The organism is Achromobacter sp. UBA5777 (assembly GCF_002418565.1).
GTDB lineage: Bacteria > Pseudomonadota > Gammaproteobacteria > Burkholderiales > Burkholderiaceae_B > Achromobacter > Achromobacter animicus.
The window spans coordinates 14513-32714 of sequence record NZ_DIEJ01000140.1 but is presented as its reverse complement, the minus strand read 5'-3'; the positions used below and the strand labels follow the sequence as shown (position 1 = coordinate 32714).

Below are 18202 nucleotides of genomic sequence, written 5' to 3'. Positions count from 1 at the left end.
ATCCTGTTCGACGGCGTCTTCGACGTGCCAGCGCGCATAGCGGTCCTGGCGGTCGCTGTCGCTAGGGCGCCAGGCGCTCGCCGCGGACGCCTTCTGCGCCCGCAACTGCGCCTGGCGGGCCTGCTCGATCCGCTGCGCAAGGGAAGGGGAAATCAGGCTCATTGACGCGCGGAAGCGGGGCGGGCGATGGAGACGGAGGCGGCTGCGGTGGCGCGGGCGGGCGCTCCGGGTACCGGCGCTCCGGCGGCCGGCGCGGTTGCACCGGGCTTGACCTGGCCTTCCGTCTTGGTCTTGGGCTTTGCGTCGGCGCCGCCGTCATAGATTTCATCTTCGACGTGCATGACGAAGGAATTCAGGGTCTCGCGCACCATGGCCGGGCCACGCTTCTCGCACATCATCGAGATGCCTTGCAGCACCATGTTCATCGATTCCACGCGACGCGCCGTACGGCGTTCCAGCTTCAGCGCGATCGGCTTGCAGATCAGGTTGGCGAGCAGGATGCCGTAGAACGTGGTCATCAGGCCGATGGCCAGCTGCTGGCCGATGGTCTGCATGCTGCCATCGCCCAGGACGGCCATCAGGTTGATCAGGCCAACCAGCGTGCCCAGCATCCCGAAGGCGGGCGCAAAGGTCGCCATGACGCGGAACATCTGGGCCTCGGCCTGCTCACGGGCGCGCAGGCGGGCGACGCGCCACTTCAGCAATTCGATGATCTGGTCTTCAGGCGTGTTGTCGATGATGAGCTGCACGCCCGTGCGCAGGAACGGGTTCGAGACCTTCTTGAGTTCGTGCTCGACCTTGTGGACGTCGGCGTTCATCCAGAGCTGCGCCATCGACACGAGTTCCTCGATGTCGCGCTGCTGGTCGTGCTGGTCGTTGCGGAACACCGTGCGCACCAGTTTGAACACGCGCACCACTTCCTGCAGCGGGTACGCAATGAATAGCGCGGCGCAGGTGCCGCCCAGCACGATCGCCAGGCCCGGCAGGTTGAAGTACAGGCTGGTGTCGTTGGCGGACAGTGCCACCACGACGATCAGGGTGAGCAGGCCGACAACGGCGCCGATGACGGTAGACGGATTCATGGATCTTGCCCGAAAACATGGCATCCCACGCGCGGAATGCCGGATTGTCGGGAATTCTAGCCAGCGCAAGCGCCGGTCAATTGGCCGGAAAGCGGGGCGAAATAGGCGGTAAGCGCCGGCTTAATCGGGCAGTCAGGCGGGCGGCGCGCCGCCGATTCACGGGCGCAAATCGGGGACGGTCTAGGCTTGCCGCGTGGCGTCCTGCTGCGCCAGCCATTCCTCGCGGGTGATCTCCCAGATCTCGGCGGGATGCCGGCCGCTGACGAAGCCGCGTTCCTCGGTGCCCACCAGCCGCATGCCGCTGCTTTCCGAAATCCGCCGCGAGGCGGTGTTGGCGATGGCCTTGGGCGCGCGCAGCACCGGTTTGCCCAGCACGTTGAACCAGTACGCCGTGACGGCCGCGCTGGCTTCGGTCATGTAACCCCGCCCCTGATGCGCCGGATCCAGCCAGAAGCCCCGGTTGTTGCCGGGCTCGTCGTCCATCAGGCTGACGACGCCGATCAACAGGTCAGGCTGCGCCCGCGTGCGCACCGACCAATGCCATTGCGTCCCGCGGCGCATGGCGGGCAGGGCGGCGTGTTGCAGGAATTGGCGCGCGCCATCGTCGGGGTACGGCCAAGGCACCTTGTCGGCCAGAAAGCGCACCACCTCCCATTGGGCGAACGTGCGCTGGATGGCGTCGGCGTCGTCCAGGGACAGGGGGCGCAGCACCAGTCGGTCGGTGACGAGTTCAGGCGGCGGCTGGGTGTCGGTCATGGCGGCTCGGGGCGGATGAAGGGGGGAGACCAAGCGGAAATGTATATCATGGGCGAATTCTGGCGGTGTAAGGCTGGGCATTGCCTGGGCCAGGCCTTCCGACCGCGGCATTGGAGAGAACATGAACAACCCCAACGAAAACGTCAGCATGGCGCTTTTCTGCGACTTCGAGAACGTGGCGCTGGGTGTGCGCGACACCAAATTCCAGAAGTTCGACATCCGGCCGGTGCTCGAGCGCCTGCTGCTCAAAGGCAGCATCGTCGTCAAGAAGGCGTATTGCGACTGGGAACGGTACAAGGAATTCAAGGCGCCGATGCACGAGGCCAATTTCGAGCTGATCGAAATTCCGCACGTGCGCCAGTCCGGCAAGAATTCGGCGGACATTCGCCTGGTCGTCGACGCGCTGGACTTCTGCTACACCAAGTCCCACGTCAACACCTTCGTCATCATCAGCGGCGACTCCGACTTTTCACCGCTCGTCTCCAAGCTGCGCGAGAACAACAAGAAGGTCATCGGCGTGGGCGTCAAACAGTCCACGTCCGACCTGCTGATCGCCAACTGCGACGAATTCATTTTCTATGACGATCTGGCCCGCGAAGGCCAGCGCACCGCCGAGGCGCGCCGCGACAACCGTGGCGTTAGCGCCCAGCGCCGCTCGCCCGACGAGGAGCGCCGCCGCAAGGAAGAGCAGGACGCCCGCAAGACGCGCGCGGTCGAGATGGTGGTCGAGACGTTCGAGGCGCTGATGGCCGAACGCGGCGACAGCGGCAAGATCTGGGCGTCGGCCCTGAAAGACGCCTTGAAGCGCCGCAAGCCCGATTTCAACGAGTCCTACTATGGCTTCCGCGCGTTCGGGAATCTGCTGGAAGAGGCGCAGTCGCGCGGGTTCCTGGAGGTCGGGCGCGAAGAGAAGTCGGGTACGTATGTCTATCGTGATGGCTCGGGCGAGGCATCCTCTGCCCAGGCTGGCGAGGCGCATGGCGGGGCGGCAGATGGGGTGGCCGATGCCACTGACGCGCCGGGCGCTGGCGGCCGGAACACACGTAAATCGCGTGGCGGACGCAAGACGGCGGGCGGCCGGACGGCGGGCTCGCACGGCGAAGGCACAGAGCGGGAAGACGCCGTGACCGCCGCGCCGGACGGATTCGCCGAGGCTGCGGATGCGTGGAAACAACCCGATGCGCCGCAGCAGACGGAAGACGGCACGGTAGTGAATGTGTCGGAAGCGCCAGGTCAGATTGCTGGCGGCGATGTTGCCGACGGCTCGCCGCAGGCGCGCAGCGGCAGGCAGTCGGATAACGGCCGTCAGGGTCGCTCGGGCCGCCGTGGTCGGGGCGCGAGGGCGGGTGATGCTGCCCGGCCGTCGAGCCATGCCGAGTCATTGGGAGACGCCGGTCAGCCGCGAGGTTCAGTTGAGGGGCGGGGGGCATCTGAAGGGCAGGGTGCGTCCGAAGGGCAGGCTCAGGCGGAACGGCAGGGTTCGTCCGGCGCGAAGGCTTCATCCGAGGGGCAGGCTTCGTCCGAGGGGCAGGCGCCGGCTCGCCAGCGCGAAGACGGGGCTCCGCCCGCCTTCAAGCGTCCGGTACCCCCGCCGCCGCAGTCGGCGCTGGTCTCCGGTCCGCCGCCAGTGGTGAATGTGGCCGAGTGGACATTCGTCGCGCCGCCGGCCAATACCGAACGCGAACGCCGGGGCGAGGCGCCAGATCCCTTCGCCGGCGCGCCGCGACCGGCCGCCGGGTCCCGGTCGGATGTGGCTTCCCAGGCCGCCTCCGAAACCGCTTCCGACGCTGCTTCCGCAAAGTCCGCCGCCAAACCCGCCCGCAGTGCCCGCAAGAGCGCGGCCAAGGCGCCATCCAAATCGGAGAACACCCCGGCACAAGCGGAAACGCCGGCGGCGCCCGCCGCCGAGACCGCCCCGGTCCCTGAACCGGCGCGTAAGACAGCGGCGCGCAAGACAGCGGCCCGCAAGACAGCGCCGCGCAAGACCGCGAAGAAAACCGACGCGGCTTGAAGTCGCGGTCGGCCCGGCCCGCCGTCAGCCAGCACTGACGAACGCTTCAAACGGCGCCTTGTGCGCCTGTTTGTTTGCGGGGCCGGCTTGTGTCACCTGTCCGGCCGCGCCGCCCACGGCCGCCAAACCACCGATTTCACCGTCCCATGCATCATGTTCTGATCAGTTCCTGTCTCCTGGGTAATCCCGTGCGATACGACGGGCGCGGTGTGCCCCATGGTGATGCCATCCTGGCGCGGTGGCGGGAAGAAGGGCGCGTCGTGGCCGTCTGTCCCGAGGTGGCGGGCGGGATGCCGATCCCGCGGCCCCCGGCGGAGATCGACCCAGGCGAAAACGCGGCGTCGGTGTTGGCTGGCCGTGCCCGTGTCGTGGCGGTGACGGGCGACGACGTGACGGCGCCTTTCGTGCACGGCGCGCACGCGGCGCTGGCGGCAGCGCAAGCGCGAGGTATTCGTATGGCCGTGCTGAAAGAGGGCAGTCCGTCCTGCGGCAGCAGTTACGTCTACGACGGCCATTTCGCGGGCCGTCGTCAACCCGGCATGGGCGTGACCGCGCAATTGCTGCGCGGCGCGGGGGTGCACGTCTTCAGCGAGCATCAGTGGGCCGAAGCGGCGGCATTCCTGGCCGAACTGGAGGCGGATGATGCTCGCTGAGGTTGGCGACTGGATGATCCTGGCCGGGGTGGCCGGATGCAGTTACCTGGCCTGGAAGGGCGCCGTTCGCACCCATCGCAGTGTCGTGTTTGCCCGCCTGGCCGCGCTGTTAAGCCTGGCCCTGTCCGCCGTCTTCTTCTACGCCTGGTACGCGCAGTACCTGCGGTGGGAATTCAACGAGTTGGGCCGCTATTACGATCCTGTTGAACAGGTCGTCTATACGGACTCAGGTTTTGTCTGGGTGCTGCCGGCCGGCTTGCTCCTGGCCGTCGCCGTGATATTTGCCTGGCGCGGCTGGCGCCGCTGAAAGCGCCGCGTCGAGCGCGCCGGCATGCAGCACGTGCGGGCCGACGCGTCAGGTCAGCCCGGTACACCCGCGATCATGCCTGTCAGTTGGCGCGATAGCCGCGGCTGGTCATGCAGGAATCGAGCGCGCGGTTGTAGGTATCCACCATGATCTGAGTGGTCCACTGGGTGATGGTGGCAGGATCGTATCCGCTCTGGTTCATGGCCCAGCGCTGGCAGTCGGTGGTGGCGTTCGCCTGAGCGACATTGACCGGGGGCGCGGACTCATACTGCACGGGCGCGTACTGGGGCACTGGTGTGGAATAGGCAACGGGCGGCGCTTCGTAAACCGGGGCGGTGTAGACCGGCGCGGCCTCATAGACCGTCGTACCGTACACGGGCGCGGCGTACAGCGGCGGGCTTGTGTAGCCCACGCCTGACGAGTAAACCCCGGTCTGCACATAGGACGGCCCCGAGTTGGCCGCCAGCAGCAGCCCAACTGTCGCCAGTGCAAAGGCGCCGCCGATCCACCAGCCGCTGGAACTGCTTCCACCGCCGCCGTGATAGTGGTGATAGCCGCCGCCATAACCACCGCCATGGCCGCCCCAATTTCCGCCACGCCCGCCAGCCACTGCCGGCGCGCCGGCAACCGCCAGCGCCAACGCCGCAATGGCCACCCGGCCTGTAAACCGCTTCATGATCTTGCTCCTGAGCCATCCGGCGGCGGCACTGTGCCAGCCGCCAGACGTTAGACGTACTTTACTGCTGGGACGCGCGGATTAGGTGTCTCAAGCGATACGGGGATTTCAACTGATTTCAGTACTGTGACAAGACGCTAAGCGGGAACGGCCGTCTGGACCGAAGTGTGGCAATTTGGGCTTGTTGCAGTGGCGGAAAGCGAAGATAGGTAGTATTTTTCGGCGATGAGCATGGCACTACCCACTTCGGCATCGCAAGACAAACGCCTCACCAAGGGCGAACGCACACGGCGACAACTCCTGGCCGTTGCCGCGGCCGAATTCGCCGAACGGGGATTCCAGCACACCCGCGTCAGCGACATCGTTGCCCGCGCCAGCGTGACCCAGCCCGTGTTCTATCAATACTTCACCAGCAAGCAAGCGGCCTACGACGAGCTGGTTGGGCTTTTCGCGCAGCGGCTGCGCCGGGCGATCAGCGAGGCCCGACTGCCGGGCCACCTGCAGGGCGAAGCGCTGGTCAACCGCATCCGGCAGGGTATCGGGACATTGCTTGCCATCCTGCAGGAAGACCCAAATCTCACGCGCATCGGCTTCTTTCAGGCCGAGGCGGCCGAGGCGCTCAAGGACGAACTGGTGATCCTGATCGCCGAAAACGTCCGGTCGGAGCAGCAGGCGGGACTCTTCCGCCCCGAGATTTCGCCCGAGTGGTTCGGTCAGTCGCTTATTGCCATCATCGAACGTTTCGCTCGGCTGATGCCCGACGCGGCCAGGCAGCAGGCGGTGGCGGAGTTCATCACGGATTTATTGCTGGACGGGATGCGTCGGCGACCCGAAGCTTGAAAAGCGCTTTGCATCATCCGCCTGGGCGCCAGCCGGGCGTGTGAGGTCGACGGCCCTCCTGCTGTTGGATCCATCATGTGATCGCTTAGGCGTCACAAAATGTGGCTACGCTTCCTGCAATGTCCGTGGGATGGTTGTGGTTGCAACGACGAGGCCTCGCGCCCTCCGGCGGTCGATTCCAACAGATTTGATCTGGGCAAATATATGAATTCCATAGATATTGGATGCGGTCGCAAAAAAATGGCCGGCTCGATTGGCATTGATTTCTCGGCCATGAGCGACGCGGATATCGTGCTGGATCTGAACAAGGAAAAGCTCCCGTTTGAAGACAACAGCATTGACTTCGCGTTTTCTTCACACGCGCTTGAGCACTTGACCCTTGACGGGTTTTTCAATGTCCTGAGCGAGGTCTATAGGGTTTTGAAACCCGAAGGCCAATTCAAGCTCGTCGTTCCCTACTTCACCACGACCGCAAATTTCGCCAATCCCTTTCACAACAACAACATATGCTTTAACGAGCATACGTTCCGGTTCTTTTCATCGGACGTTGATACGGACGCATTGCCCAGGTATCAGTATCAGACCCCCAGCTGTCCCCACTGGGGCCTGCGCTATTCGGCCAATAGCGAACTGGGCGTCGAGTTCAAGACCCGCAAGATTTCGTTCTTCTATTTCCCGGCCTATCGGGATTTGGACGAACAGGCACGTTTTGAAGCCCGCTGTTCCATGACCAATGTCGTGGAACAGATCGTGTACACCCTTGAACCGGTAAAGCCGTGCCCCGTGCGACCCGAAACCGGACCGGTGGCTTCGGGTGCTGATCCGCATCAGCATCTCACTGCCCAGATCGACTACTTGAAAAAACAGGTCGCACACCTTGACGCAAAAGGCGTGACATCCCCGGATCTGGTGGTGGCACGGGAGTATGCGGATAAGACGACGCGGCAAGGCGACTTCTATGAAACGGCGGGTGTGATCTCTCCGGCCAATTTTTTGGTGCTGGAACTCGATGACACGATTCAGCGTTTGCAGCGCTTGATCGACACCTTGGCTTAACGAAGAATCAGGGCTACTCCACCCGCGCCCCGGAAGCGCTCACCACCTTTCCTGCCGCTTCAAAATCCGCCTTCAGCAGCGCCTGAAACTGCGCTGCGGATTTGGCCTCGGCTTCGACGCCAAGCGACGCCAACCGCGATTGCACCTTCGGGTCGGCCAGCACCTTGTTGACCGCGGTGTTGATCTTGTCGCGGTCTGCCGCGGCGATGCCGGCAGGGGCGAGCAAACCGAGCCAGGAATCGAACGCGTAGCCGGGCAGGCCGCTTTCTGCGACGGTGGGCAGGTCGGGGGCGAAGCGGGAACGGGTCTTGCCGGTGTAAGCCAGGAACGTGACGCGCGGGTCGTTGCGGTAAGCGGTCACGCCGATGGTGGCGGCCGTGACGGCCTGGACGCGGCCGGCCAGCAGTTCGGTCACGGCGTCGCCGGTGGACTTCATGGGGATGTGCTGCATCTGCGCGCCGGCGGCGGTCAGGAACGACGCCATGCCCAGGTGCGAGGCGCTCCCGTTGCCGGCCGACGCGTAATCGTAAGCGCCGGGTTTGGCTTTGACGGCCTGGATGAATTCGGCGGTGTTCCTGGCGTTCAGCGAGGCGGACGCAAGAATGATGTAGCCGGTGTTGCCGATGTAGGCGACGCCCGTGAAGTCCTTGTAGGGGTCGTAGCTCAGGTTCTTATAGAGATACCCGGCGATGTTGTGGCTGGCGGCGGCAAGCACCAGGGTGTTGCCGTCTGGCTTGGCGCGGGCGACCTGGGCGGTGCCCACGGTGCCGCCGGCGCCGGCGCGGTTTTCGATCACGATGGAGGCGTCCAGCGCGCGGCCCAGTTCGTCACCGATCGCGCGGGCGATGGTGTCCTGGACCGCGCCGGTGCCATAGGGCACGACGATGCGGATGACACGTTGGTCGGCCTGCGCGGCGCCCATGCCGGCGACGGCCAGAGCAAGGGCGAGCAGGGTGTTGCGGCGTGCAGCTTGGAATCGGGTGGTCATGAAGCGGACTCTTGGTTGGGCGCGCGCCTGTCGGAATATGGCGCGGGCATGGCGGCGATGGACTCTAAACACTCAGGCCGTCCGGACCAACGAATTAATTGCCGCTTGTTTATTGCTTCCAGCGATAAAGCAGGCCGTCGCTAAAGGGGACAGACCCGGGGCTTTATCATGTGGCCATCGCTCAAGCCGCGACCCCCGTCGCCGGCTTCTTTTTTTTCCCGGCGTCCATGCCCTGATCGCACAGGAGATTTATTAGTGGTTCGATCCGCAACGACAGCATCCCGATCCCTTCCATCCCGCCACCATGCCGCCGTCTCCTGGCGGCGCAGACGGGAAAGGCCCTGGCTGGCGGCCTGGCTGCTGGCGGCGATGCTGAGTTGTTTAACGTTCCTCTGGTACTCCCCGGCCATGGCCGCATTTCCGCTGCTGACCCCGGCCGCGGCGGCTGAGCCGGCCCCCGCGGCCTCGGCGCTGACGCCTGCCGCGCTGGCCGATCTGCTGGACAACCCCCAAGCGCGCCAGGCCCTCATCGACCAACTGCGCGCGCAGGCGGCCGGAGACAAGCCGGCCACCGCCGGCCCAACGCCAGCCAAGACCGCGACGGCGAAACAGACGCCCGCAACGCCCGCCGAGCCGACGTTGCAGGAGCGCATGGCCAATGGCGTTCAGCGGTTCCTGACCGGCGTCGCGGCCGACATGGGACAGGGCGTTGATGACATGCGCGCGCTGGCCTCGGGCCAGAATCTGCGCATGGACAGCGGCACGGCGCGCAGCGCGTTGCTGCCGCTGGCGCTGGCTGCCGCGGCCACCATCATCGCCTTCATCCTGCTGCGCATGATCGCCATGCGCATCTATACGCGGATCGACCGCTGGGTGGCCGAGCACGGTTGCGAAACCGGGCCGGCCCCCGTTCGGGGCAAGCCGGCGTCCATGAAGGTGCTCACGCGCCGTGCGGGCGCGATCGTGGGTGCGCTGGCGATCGACGTCGCCGTCGTCTTGCTGGCCGCGATGGCAGGTGGCGCGGCGGCGCTGTGGAGCACGCCGGGGCGCGGCACGCTGGATGGACTGGCCTCGCTGTTCCTGCAGGCCTTCGTGGCGGTGGAGATCGTAAAGGTGCTGATCCGCACGGTGTTCGCGGTGCGCCATCCGCATCTGCGCCTGTTGCCGATGTCGGACGAGCTGGCGAAGTACTGGAACGCGTGGCTGGTGCGCATCGTGGCGGCGGCCGGTTACGGCACGCTGGTGGTCGGACCCGTGATGGCGGCGGCGCTGTCGCCGGCGCTGGGCAGGCTGACTACGATGCTCATCATGCTGGCGGTGTACATCTACGCCGTACGTGTCATCTGGCATAACCGCCAGGCGGTCCGCGAACGGCTGGACCGCCGGGCCGCGGGCGCGGCCACGTTCATGGGATCCCGGCTGCGGCTGCTGTCGCGCATCTGGCACGTGCTGGGCATCCTCTATTTCACGATCCTGCTCGTGGTCAGCCAGGTCGACCCGACCGACGCGCTGCCTTTCATGGCGCGCGCCACGGCGCAGACGCTGCTGGTCATCGGCGTGGGCAGCCTGCTTATCCTGCTGCTGAACGCGGTATTGGCCAAGCCGATCCGCCTGTCGGACGACCTGCGGCGGCGCTTGCCGCTGCTGGAGGCACGCGTCAACGCGTATGTGCCGGCTGCGCTGAAGGTGGTTGGCTGGATCATCCGCATCATCATCGTGCTGCTGATCCTGGACGCGTGGCAGGCCTTTGACCTGTCGCGCTGGCTGGCGTCGGACGCGGGCGCCGCCGCGATCAAGGTGGTGCTGAACATCGTGATCGTCCTGATGATCGCCATGCTGGCCTGGACGGTGATCGCCAGCATCATCGAGCATCGCCTCAGCCAAAGTGAAGAGCGGGGCATGCCCAGTGCGCGCGAACGCACGCTGCTGGCGCTGTTCCGCAACGCCGCGCTGATCGTCATCGTGACGATGACGCTGATGGTGCTGCTGTCGCAGATCGGCATCGACGTCGGCCCGCTGATCGCGGGCGCTGGCGTGGTCGGCCTGGCCATCGGTTTTGGTGCGCAGAAGCTGGTGCAGGACATCATCACCGGCGTCTTCATCCAGCTTGAGAACGGGATGAACGAAAACGACGTGGTGCAGGTGGCAGGTGTTTTCGGCACGGTCGAGAAGATGACCATCCGCTCGGTCGGCATCCGCACGCTGGACGGCGGCTACCATCTGGTGCCGTTCTCGTCGGTGGACGTGGTGGCCAACCACATGCGCGACTTCTCGTATCACCTGGGCGAATACACGATCGCCCACCGCGAAAGCGTGGACGACGCCATCGAGCATCTGCGTGCGGCGTTTGCCGAGCTGATGACCGATTCGGTGCTTGGACCGGAGATCCTGGAAGACATGACGGTGGCGGGCGTCACGGCGGTCAACGACAAGGGCGTGACCATCCGCATCCTCATCAAGACCACGCCGGGCATGCAGTGGGCGGTGCAGCGCGGCTACAACCGCCTGCTCAAGAAGCACTTCGACGCGGCGGGCATCGAGCTGCCGTACCCGCACACGGTGGTCTACTTCGGGCAGGACAAGCGCGGCTTCGCGCCTGCGGCCAACGTGCACGTGCAGGCCGAGCGTGCGGACGAGGGCGACAGCGCGCGCGCCGCGGGCCATACGCGCCGCCGCCTGAAGCCGGAAGCCAGCAACGAGGATTCAGCCGAGGTGCTGGGCAATGAGCTGGAGGCCCGGGCGGAGGCCGAGGCAGAAGCCGAAGCCGACCCCACGCGCGCGGAACCCGCGCGCAGTTGAGGAGCGCGGCTTAGCGCCCCGTCTGCACGCCTGCGGCGTTCAGGCGTTCCGTTACGGCCGCATAGCCGGCGCGCGTCATGTCGGTCTTGCGGATCGCCTGGTCGCAGGCCTTGCGGTCGTCGGGGCAGCCGGCCTTGGCCGGCATGTCGCCCGCGACGACGAAGTAGTCGATCACGAACTTGGCCACGTACTTCTTCGCGGGCTTGCCCTGCAGAAATTCGGCGATGTCGGCGCGAAAATCCGCGACGGTCTTCTCGGCGACGGGCGTCCAGTTCTGACATTGCGAAAACGTGGCGAGGCCATCGGCGAAGGCCAGCTTGGCGCAGGTCAGCATCAGGTCGTTGGCGGGCTTCGCGCCTGCCGGCAGCGTGGCGCGGACGGTGGCCCCGCGGGTGCCGGCGAACGTCACGACGCCGGCCTTCGCCGCTGCCGCATCGATCGTCGCCTTGAACACGAAGGAATCTTCGATCACGGCAGGCGCCTTGTCCGTCGGACCCTTGGCGTACATGTCCGAGATATCCGCGGGGTCCACACGCGATATGTCCAACCTCCGGCCCAGCAGGCGCCAGTCGGCCCGGAGCAAGGCATCATGTTCTTCGCGGATGCCGTATTCGAGTACGGCACGTTCGATCTCGGTGGGGGTGTATGCGGCGTGGGCCAGCGTGGGCAGCAGGGCGGTGGCAAAGGCAGCAACGGCGACGGGAAGCGACTTCATGAAGACTCGGCAATAGAAAAAGGTGCGCAAGGGTAACCGAGATACGCGTCATGGGATCGGGAGAACAAGCGGCGTGCGGTATAAACGAGCACCATCATTTCTGAGCAAGGGAGTCTCGTGTCCAGCCAACCCGGAGCAGGTCGTTTCATCGCAGCGACAGTGGGCGTCATCAGGCAGCACGGCCGCGCCATGCTGGCCGCCGCGCCGTGGTCGCTGGCGGTGTTCACGCTGACGTTGCCGTTTGCGCTGACGACGTCCCGGCTGTACGGGCTTGTGGATTGGCTGATCCTCGCGCTGGCGCTCGTCTGCCTGATCGCCCTCGCGCGCACCACCTACGCCTGGCATCGGGTCATTCTGCTCGGCGAAACCGCGCATGCGGCCGCGTCGCGCGGCGGCAACTCGGAAGCCCGGCATCTGGTGCTGCTGGGCGGGCTGGTTGTTGGCGTCATGGCGCTTGCGCGCGCCACCGGCGATCTGCCGTATGTGCTGTACATGCTGATGGGCGGCGCCAACGAACCGCTGTTCTACGGCGTACTGATCGCGTTGCTGGTGGTGGTGTGGGTGCCGGTGCTGTACGGGCTGGCCATGTACAGCGTGAGCCTGCCTCGCGTCGTGCTCGCAGGTGAGTATGGCTTTGGCGCGGTGCGCGCCGCGATGCGTTATCCGCGCTGGCCGTTGATGTTGGGGTTCCTGGTGCTGCTGGTCCTGGCCGCGCATGCCGCCAACGATCTGCTCCCGCTGATGTATGACTACGTGAGCGTGCAGGCGCTGCAGGGCGTATTGGGCGCGGTGGCGTGCGTCGCCATGACCTTCGTGCTGACGGCAATGATCGCCGTGGCGTATCGGGATTCGGCGCTGCCCGAATAGCGCCTGTCTCGCGCACGCCGGCAACCTCCTGCCGGCATTGGTGCGCATCGCACAACATCGTGCTTCCCGCGCCGTGTCTACCGCGCTCGCGGGCGCAGTCCTACGATGCCCTCACTGTCTCTTCCGACCTTGAGGATCCCCATGAACGACTCGTATAACGCCGCCCGGCGCACGCTGCTTGCCGGCAGCGCGCTCCTGGCTGGCAGCGCCTTTGCCATCGGCGCACAAGCAGCCCCGCAGCGCAATTCCCAACCCCAACGGAGCTCTCCCATGAACAGCAACACCTTCGTCACGAAAGACGGCACGACGCTGTACTACAAGGACTGGGGCGCCGGCCCGGTCGTTACGTTCTCGCACGGCTGGCCGCTGAACGCGGATGCGTGGGACGGACAACTGCACTTCCTGGCGCGCAATGGCTTTCGCGTGATTGCGCATGACCGCCGCGGCCATGGGCGTTCATCGCAGCCGTCCAACGGCAACGACATGGACACCTACGCCGACGATCTGGCGCAGTTGATCGAGGCGCTGGACGTAAAGCAAATCGCGATGGTGGGCCACTCCACCGGCGGCGGCGAAGTGGCGCGCTACATCGGCCGCCACGGCACGAAGCGCGTGTCGCGCGCCGTGCTGATCGGGGCGGTGCCGCCGGTGATGCTGAAGTCGGCCTCCAATCCGGAAGGCCTGCCGCTGTCGGTGTTCGACGGCATCCGCGACGGCGTGGCGGGCGACCGCTCGCAGTTCTACAAGGAGCTGGCCGTGCCGTTCTACGGCGCCAATCGGACGGGTTCGAAGGTGTCGCAGGGCCAGCTGGACCAGTTCTGGCTGTGGAGCATGCAGAGCGGCCAGAAGAATGCCTACGAGTGCGTCAAGGCGTTCTCGGAAACGGATTTCACTGAAGACCTGAAGAAGATCGACGTGCCCACGTTGTTCATGCACGGCGAAGACGACCAGATCGTGCCGATCCACGACTCGGCCCAAAAGGCCGTGCGTCTGGTGAAGAACGCGCAGGCCATCTATTACCCGGGCGCGCCGCACGGCCTGACGGCCACCATGCAGGACCGCATCAACGCCGATCTGCTGGCTTTCCTGCGCGGCTGACGCGCGGTTGCTTCATTCCCCCGTTGCATCAATCCCCGGCGCGAGGGCGCCGGTTTGCGGCCGGCCCGTCCGGCCTTCAAGGAGATTTCGCCATGCTTTCCGCAGACACTTTGGACCCCATTACCCACCAGGCCATTGATCTGGTGCCCTCCCGCTACGCCGTGCAGATCGGCGACATCGATGCGCTGGTCGTCAGCGACGGCGTGCTGCCGCTGCCCACGTCGACGATGGCCACCAACGCGGACCCGGCCGATCTGGCCAACTGGCTGGACCATATGTTCATGCCGCCGGACGCCTTCGACTGGCCGTTGAACGTGATGGTCGCGCGCAGCGGCGACCAGACCATCCTCATCGACGCGGGGCTGGGCGGCCAGTTCTCGGGCTTTCCGCGGGCGGGCCAGTTTCCGCAACGGTTGCAATCTGCGGGCATCCCGCTGGAGTCCGTGACGGACGTCATCATCACGCACATGCACATGGACCACGTGGGCGGCCTGCTGGTCCCCGGCGTGAAGGAGCGCCTGCGAAAAGATGTACGCATCCACGTGAATGCCACCGAAGTTGCGTTCTGGACCTCGCCGGATTTTTCGCAGACGGTCATGCCCAAGCCGGTGCCCGCCGTGCTGCGTTCGACGGCGACCAGCTTTTATGAAACGTACCGCGATCAGATCCGTGTCTTCGAGGACCGCCACGAGGTGGCGGCGGGCGTCATCGTGCGTCACACCGGCGGCCACACGCCCGGCCACTGTGTCGTCGACCTGGTCTCCGGCGGCGAACGCTTGACGTTTGCGGGCGATGCCGTGTTCCCGGTCGCCTTCGACCATCCCGAATGGCACAACGGCTTTGAACACGATCCCGAGGAAGCGGCCCGCGTGCGCTTCACGCTGTTCAACGAACTGGCCGAAAACAAGGGCCTGCTCGTGGCGGCGCACCTGCCGTTCCCCTCGGTGGGACGCGTCGCCGTGGAAGGCAACGCGTTCCGCTGGGTGCCGGTCATCTGGGACTTCTGATCTCCGGCGTGCCGCCTGCGCCCAGGTCCCAGTACAGCCCGGTCATCAGCCCCAGCGCCTGCCGCAGCAACTCCGGCGGCAGGTGCTCGTTGGGCGCATGCTGGGAGCAGCCGGGGTAGGAGTGCGGCACCCAGATCGTGCGCAGGCCCAACACGTCGGTGAAGATGTCGTTGGGCAGCGAACCGCCCAGGTTGGGCAGCAGCGCGGTCTTTTCGCCCGAGGTGCGTTCCAGCGAATCCACGGCCCAGCGAACCCAGGCGTCGTCGGGGTCGATGCGGGTCGCGCGGAACATGGACTCGCGGGTCAGCGAGATCTGGACCATTGGAAAGCCATGGCTGTCCAGGTGGCGGCGCAGTGCGGGAATCAGATCGTCCGGGTCGACGCCAACCACGAAGCGCAACTGGCAGCGTGCCCACGCGCGCGGCGGGATGGCGTTGACGGGCGTGTCGGGGTTGCCGGTCTTGTAGGCCAGCACTTCGAACGAACACCAGCCGAACACGCGTTCGGCGGGCGACAAACCGGGCTCGCCCCAATCGGGTTCGATCTCGGGGCCGTCCGTGCCGCCGTCGACCTGGCAGTCGGCCAGCGCGCGGCGCACGGCCGGCGGCAGTTCCTTCGGCACCCATTCCGGGATGCGGATCTGGCCAACGGGCGAGGCGATGCTGGCGATCGCGTGGGCCAGCTGCAGACCGGGGTTGGAGATCAGCCCGCCCCAGTTGCCGGAATGATGGCCACCGGCGCGTGCCTCGATCGTGAGGTCGAAGTTCAGGCTGCCGCGCGCGCCCAGGAAGATGGTGGGACGGTTGGCGCTCAGGCGCGGGCCGTCCGAGGCGATCAGGAGGTCCGCGGCCAGCAGGTCGCGATGCTCGGTGCAGAGTTCGCGCAGCCCCATCGATCCGGTTTCCTCGCCCATCTCGATCAGGTATTTGGCGTTGAAGCCGAGCTTGCCGCGCGTCTCCAGCACCAGCCGCAGCGCCTCCATGTTGATGGTGTGCTGGCCCTTGTTGTCGGCAATGCCGCGGCCGTACCAGCGGCCTTCGGCCTCGGTCAGCGACCACGGCGACAGGCCTTCCTTCCATTCCCGTTCCAGCCCGCGAATCACATCGCCGTGCCCGTAGCCCAGCACGGTGGGCAGGGCCGGGTCCTCAATCCGTTCGGCGTACAGGAACGGCGCCAGCGCCTTCGGATGCGTCAGGGTGCGGCAGGTGAATCCCAGGGCCTCGAACGCCGGACGGATCTCGTCCTGCAGATAGTCCGCCAGCACGGCGGCGCGTTCGGGATTCTGGCTTTCCGTGGGCAGCGCCAGGCGGCGCGCCAACAGCGTGCGGAAGGCGCCGGAATCAAAGCAGTGTTCCGCCTGGGCGATGGCTTGTGCGCGGGTCATGGCTGGGTGGCTCCATTGGAAGTCGAGGGGACGGGCGGATAGAGGTGACAGGCGACCAGCGCGCCTTCCCGCACGGTCAATGCAGGCCGTTCGGTCTTGCATTGCGCCATCGCGTGCTGGCAGCGCGGATGGAACGGGCAGCCGGACGGCGGGTGCAGCGGGTCGGGAAACGACAGGCCCAACCCCATGTCGGGGATGCCCAGCCCGGGTTCGGGCGTCAGCACCGACGCCAGCAGCGCCTGCGTGTAGGGATGGCGCGGGTCGTGGAACAGGCGGGCGGTGGGCGCGGATTCCACCACGCGGCCCAGGTACATCACGGCCACGTGGGTGGCGATGTGCTCGACCACCGCCAGGTTGTGGCTGATGAACACATACGTCAGGTTGAAATCGCGCCGCAGGTCCATCAGCAGGTTCATGATCTGCGCCTGCACCGACACGTCCAGCGCGGAGGTGGGTTCGTCGCAGATGACGAGCTCGGGCTGCATGACCAGCGCGCGCGCAATGGCCACGCGCTGGCGCTGGCCCCCGGACAGCTGCCCGGGCGTGTTGTGGGCCAGCCGCGGCGGCAGGCCCACGCGCTCGAGCATGTCGATCGCCTTGTGCATCTTCGGGTTCGGGATGCCATGCACCTCCAGCGGCAGCGACACGATCGACGCAATGGAGCGGCGCGGATTCAGCGACGAATACGGGTCCTGGAAGATGGGCTGCACGCGCCGGGCGAGGGCGCGCCGGTCCATCTGCCGGATGTCCTGGCCGTCGAGGCGGATGGCGCCTTCGGTCGGCGGCGTCAGCCCCAGCAGCATGCGCGCCAGGGTGGACTTGCCGCAGCCGGACTCGCCAACGATGCCCAGCACCGCGCCCCGGTCAACCGCCAGATCGACGCCATTGACCGCGTGCAGCGTAGACCGCGGGCGGAACATGCCGGCGCGCACCGTGAATTGGCGGCTGACGCCATCGGCTTGGAGCAGCGCGCTCATGCCGGAACTCCTTCGGCGCTGAGGATGCAGCGCCATTGCTGGCCAGTCGCCTGGCCGTGGACGGGAACGGCCTGCCGGCATTGCGGCTGCGCATAGCGGCAGCGGTCGGCGAAGGCGCAGCCGCGCAGGTCGCCCACCAGCGAAGGCACCACGCCGGGTATGGTGCCCAGCGCCTCGCCCGGCGCCGTGCGGCCCGGCACGGGGATACAGCCCAGCAGCCCTTGCGTGTAGGGGTGATGCGGCGTCGCAAAGATGTCGGCAACGGGGCCTTCCTCGACGATCTGCCCCGCATACATCACCGCCACCTGCCGCGCGATGCGCGCGACGACGCCCAGATCGTGCGTGATCAGCACCATCGCGATGCCCAGTTCCGCCTGCAGGTCGGCCAGCAGCCGCAGGATCTGCGCCTGGATCGTGACGTCCAGCGCGGTGCTGGGCTCGTCGGCGATCAAGAGTTCAGGGCCGCACATGAGCGCCATCGCGATCATCACGCGCTGGCGCAGTCCGCCGGAGAGCTGATGCGGATACTGTCCCAGCCGCTGGCCGGCCGACGCGATGCCGACTTTCTCCAGCAATTCCACGGCCCGGTCGCGCGCCTGCTGGCTGCTCGCCTTGCAATGGTGGATGTAGTGTTCGGTGAGCTGCTCGCCGATGGCGTAGGCGGGGTTGAGCGCCGTCATGGGCTCTTGAAAGATCATCGCCATCTTGCTGCCGCGCAGTGCGTTGACGCGCCGCCCGCGGGCTTTTGACAGATCTTCGCCCAGCACCGCCAGCCGGCGCGTGCTGCGCCGTGCGGCCTTGGGCAAGAGACCCATGATGGCCAGCGAGGTCATCGACTTGCCGCAGCCCGATTCCCCCACGAGGCACAGCGTTTCGCCGCGCTTGACCTGGAACGACACGTCGCGCACCGCGTGCAGCGGGCCGCGCGGGGTGGCGATGTCGACGGTCAGTCCTTGCACGTCCAGGACGATATCGGTGCCGTTCAT

17 protein-coding genes are annotated in these 18202 nt (G+C 66.3%); 9 read left to right on the top strand and 8 right to left on the bottom strand.

Translation table 11 applies throughout. The features are described 5' to 3' along the window. Positions 1-158: 158 nt before the first annotated feature. Entirely contained in the window at positions 159-1082 is a 924-nt protein-coding gene (locus B3446_RS10955) for a motility protein A (RefSeq protein ID WP_191579150.1), read from the bottom strand. A gap of 180 nt (positions 1083-1262) precedes the next feature. Beyond that, positions 1263-1838: a GNAT family N-acetyltransferase gene (locus B3446_RS10950; protein WP_291380893.1), complete on the bottom strand. Its 576-nt coding sequence runs from the start codon at positions 1836-1838 to the stop codon at positions 1263-1265. A 121-nt stretch (positions 1839-1959) separates the two neighbouring features. Here B3446_RS10950 and B3446_RS10945 point away from each other — a divergent pair, with 121 nt between their 5' ends. The 3 genes from B3446_RS10945 (at position 1960) to B3446_RS10935 (ending at position 4809) form a co-directional block, all read left to right on the top strand. Further along, positions 1960-3849: an NYN domain-containing protein gene (locus B3446_RS10945; protein WP_291380891.1), complete on the top strand. Its 1890-nt coding sequence runs from the start codon at positions 1960-1962 to the stop codon at positions 3847-3849. A 146-nt stretch (positions 3850-3995) separates the two neighbouring features. Next, on the top strand, positions 3996-4502 hold the full coding sequence (locus B3446_RS10940) for a DUF523 domain-containing protein (RefSeq protein ID WP_191579147.1): 507 nt from the start codon (positions 3996-3998) through the stop codon (positions 4500-4502). Continuing rightward, complete coding sequence (locus tag B3446_RS10935) at positions 4489-4809, top strand: hypothetical protein (RefSeq protein WP_291380888.1); 321 nt, start codon at positions 4489-4491, stop codon at positions 4807-4809. Before B3446_RS10940 ends, B3446_RS10935 begins: the two co-directional genes overlap by 14 nt. An 82-nt stretch (positions 4810-4891) precedes the next feature. Here the strand turns inward: B3446_RS10935 and B3446_RS10930 are convergent, their stop codons facing one another. After that, the gene (locus tag B3446_RS10930) at positions 4892-5485 is read right to left on the bottom strand and encodes a hypothetical protein (RefSeq protein ID WP_191579145.1); all 594 of its coding nucleotides are present in this window, start codon (positions 5483-5485) and stop codon (positions 4892-4894) included. A gap of 225 nt (positions 5486-5710) precedes the next feature. Between B3446_RS10930 and B3446_RS10925 the strand changes: the two genes are divergently transcribed. Both B3446_RS10925 and B3446_RS10920 read left to right on the top strand, forming a co-directional pair. Beyond that, entirely contained in the window at positions 5711-6325 is a 615-nt protein-coding gene (locus B3446_RS10925) for a TetR/AcrR family transcriptional regulator (protein WP_291380886.1), read from the top strand. 99 nt (positions 6326-6424) lie between these two features. Then, on the top strand, positions 6425-7381 hold the full coding sequence (locus B3446_RS10920) for a class I SAM-dependent methyltransferase (RefSeq protein WP_291380884.1): 957 nt from the start codon (positions 6425-6427) through the stop codon (positions 7379-7381). Positions 7382-7394: 13 nt separating this feature from the next. Here the strand turns inward: B3446_RS10920 and B3446_RS10915 are convergent, their stop codons facing one another. After that, positions 7395-8369 carry a tripartite tricarboxylate transporter substrate-binding protein gene (locus B3446_RS10915; RefSeq protein ID WP_291380882.1) on the bottom strand — a complete coding sequence of 325 codons (975 nt, stop codon included), beginning with the start codon at positions 8367-8369 and terminating at the stop codon, positions 7395-7397. A 369-nt stretch (positions 8370-8738) separates the two neighbouring features. Here B3446_RS10915 and B3446_RS10910 point away from each other — a divergent pair, with 369 nt between their 5' ends. Beyond that, the gene (locus B3446_RS10910) at positions 8739-11168 is read left to right on the top strand and encodes a mechanosensitive ion channel domain-containing protein (protein WP_291380880.1); all 2430 of its coding nucleotides are present in this window, start codon (positions 8739-8741) and stop codon (positions 11166-11168) included. Positions 11169-11178: 10 nt separating this feature from the next. Here B3446_RS10910 and B3446_RS10905 read toward each other — a convergent pair whose 3' ends face one another. Then, a complete protein-coding gene (locus tag B3446_RS10905; RefSeq protein ID WP_291380878.1) occupies positions 11179-11883 on the bottom strand; it encodes a hypothetical protein in 705 nt (234 codons plus the stop codon). A gap of 117 nt (positions 11884-12000) precedes the next feature. Here B3446_RS10905 and B3446_RS10900 point away from each other — a divergent pair, with 117 nt between their 5' ends. The 3 genes from B3446_RS10900 (at position 12001) to B3446_RS10890 (ending at position 14855) form a co-directional block, all read left to right on the top strand. Continuing rightward, the gene (locus B3446_RS10900) at positions 12001-12750 is read left to right on the top strand and encodes a hypothetical protein (protein WP_291380876.1); all 750 of its coding nucleotides are present in this window, start codon (positions 12001-12003) and stop codon (positions 12748-12750) included. A 141-nt stretch (positions 12751-12891) separates the two neighbouring features. Then, the gene (locus B3446_RS10895; protein ID WP_291380875.1) at positions 12892-13848 is read left to right on the top strand and encodes an alpha/beta fold hydrolase; all 957 of its coding nucleotides are present in this window, start codon (positions 12892-12894) and stop codon (positions 13846-13848) included. A 92-nt stretch (positions 13849-13940) separates the two neighbouring features. Further along, positions 13941-14855 carry an MBL fold metallo-hydrolase gene (locus B3446_RS10890; RefSeq protein ID WP_291380873.1) on the top strand — a complete coding sequence of 305 codons (915 nt, stop codon included), beginning with the start codon at positions 13941-13943 and terminating at the stop codon, positions 14853-14855. Here B3446_RS10890 and B3446_RS10885 read toward each other — a convergent pair. The 3 genes from B3446_RS10885 to B3446_RS10875 are packed head-to-tail and all read right to left on the bottom strand — an operon-like array spanning position 14839 to position 18202. Further along, positions 14839-16239: a M20 family metallopeptidase gene (locus tag B3446_RS10885; RefSeq protein WP_291380872.1), complete on the bottom strand. Its 1401-nt coding sequence runs from the start codon at positions 16237-16239 to the stop codon at positions 14839-14841. The genes B3446_RS10890 and B3446_RS10885 overlap by 17 nt on opposite strands. After that, complete coding sequence (locus B3446_RS10880; RefSeq protein ID WP_105238663.1) at positions 16236-17216, bottom strand: ABC transporter ATP-binding protein; 981 nt, start codon at positions 17214-17216, stop codon at positions 16236-16238. The genes B3446_RS10885 and B3446_RS10880 overlap by 4 nt, the downstream gene beginning before the upstream one ends. Further along, on the bottom strand, positions 17213-18202 hold the full coding sequence (locus B3446_RS10875; protein WP_105238664.1) for an ABC transporter ATP-binding protein: 990 nt from the start codon (positions 18200-18202) through the stop codon (positions 17213-17215). The genes B3446_RS10880 and B3446_RS10875 overlap by 4 nt, the downstream gene beginning before the upstream one ends.

Bases quoted from the DNA above. Each gene is read 5' to 3' on its own strand.
- B3446_RS10955 (WP_191579150.1), bottom strand. From the start codon at position 1,082: ATGAATCCGTCTACCGTCATCGGCGCCGTTGTCGGCCTGCTCACCCTG.
- B3446_RS10950 (WP_291380893.1), bottom strand. From the start codon at position 1,838: ATGACCGACACCCAGCCGCCGCCTGAACTCGTCACCGACCGACTGGTG.
- B3446_RS10945 (WP_291380891.1), top strand. From the start codon at position 1,960: ATGAACAACCCCAACGAAAACGTCAGCATGGCGCTTTTCTGCGACTTC.
- B3446_RS10940 (WP_191579147.1), top strand. From the start codon at position 3,996: ATGCATCATGTTCTGATCAGTTCCTGTCTCCTGGGTAATCCCGTGCGA.
- B3446_RS10935 (WP_291380888.1), top strand. From the start codon at position 4,489: ATGATGCTCGCTGAGGTTGGCGACTGGATGATCCTGGCCGGGGTGGCC.
- B3446_RS10930 (WP_191579145.1), bottom strand. From the start codon at position 5,485: ATGAAGCGGTTTACAGGCCGGGTGGCCATTGCGGCGTTGGCGCTGGCG.
- B3446_RS10925 (WP_291380886.1), top strand. From the start codon at position 5,711: ATGAGCATGGCACTACCCACTTCGGCATCGCAAGACAAACGCCTCACC.
- B3446_RS10920 (WP_291380884.1), top strand. From the start codon at position 6,425: ATGTGGCTACGCTTCCTGCAATGTCCGTGGGATGGTTGTGGTTGCAAC.
- B3446_RS10915 (WP_291380882.1), bottom strand. From the start codon at position 8,369: ATGACCACCCGATTCCAAGCTGCACGCCGCAACACCCTGCTCGCCCTT.
- B3446_RS10910 (WP_291380880.1), top strand. From the start codon at position 8,739: ATGCTGAGTTGTTTAACGTTCCTCTGGTACTCCCCGGCCATGGCCGCA.
- B3446_RS10905 (WP_291380878.1), bottom strand. From the start codon at position 11,883: ATGAAGTCGCTTCCCGTCGCCGTTGCTGCCTTTGCCACCGCCCTGCTG.
- B3446_RS10895 (WP_291380875.1), top strand. From the start codon at position 12,892: ATGAACGACTCGTATAACGCCGCCCGGCGCACGCTGCTTGCCGGCAGC.
- B3446_RS10890 (WP_291380873.1), top strand. From the start codon at position 13,941: ATGCTTTCCGCAGACACTTTGGACCCCATTACCCACCAGGCCATTGAT.
- B3446_RS10885 (WP_291380872.1), bottom strand. From the start codon at position 16,239: ATGACCCGCGCACAAGCCATCGCCCAGGCGGAACACTGCTTTGATTCC.
- B3446_RS10880 (WP_105238663.1), bottom strand. From the start codon at position 17,216: ATGAGCGCGCTGCTCCAAGCCGATGGCGTCAGCCGCCAATTCACGGTG.
- B3446_RS10875 (WP_105238664.1), bottom strand. From the start codon at position 18,202: ATGAACGGCACCGATATCGTCCTGGACGTGCAAGGACTGACCGTCGAC.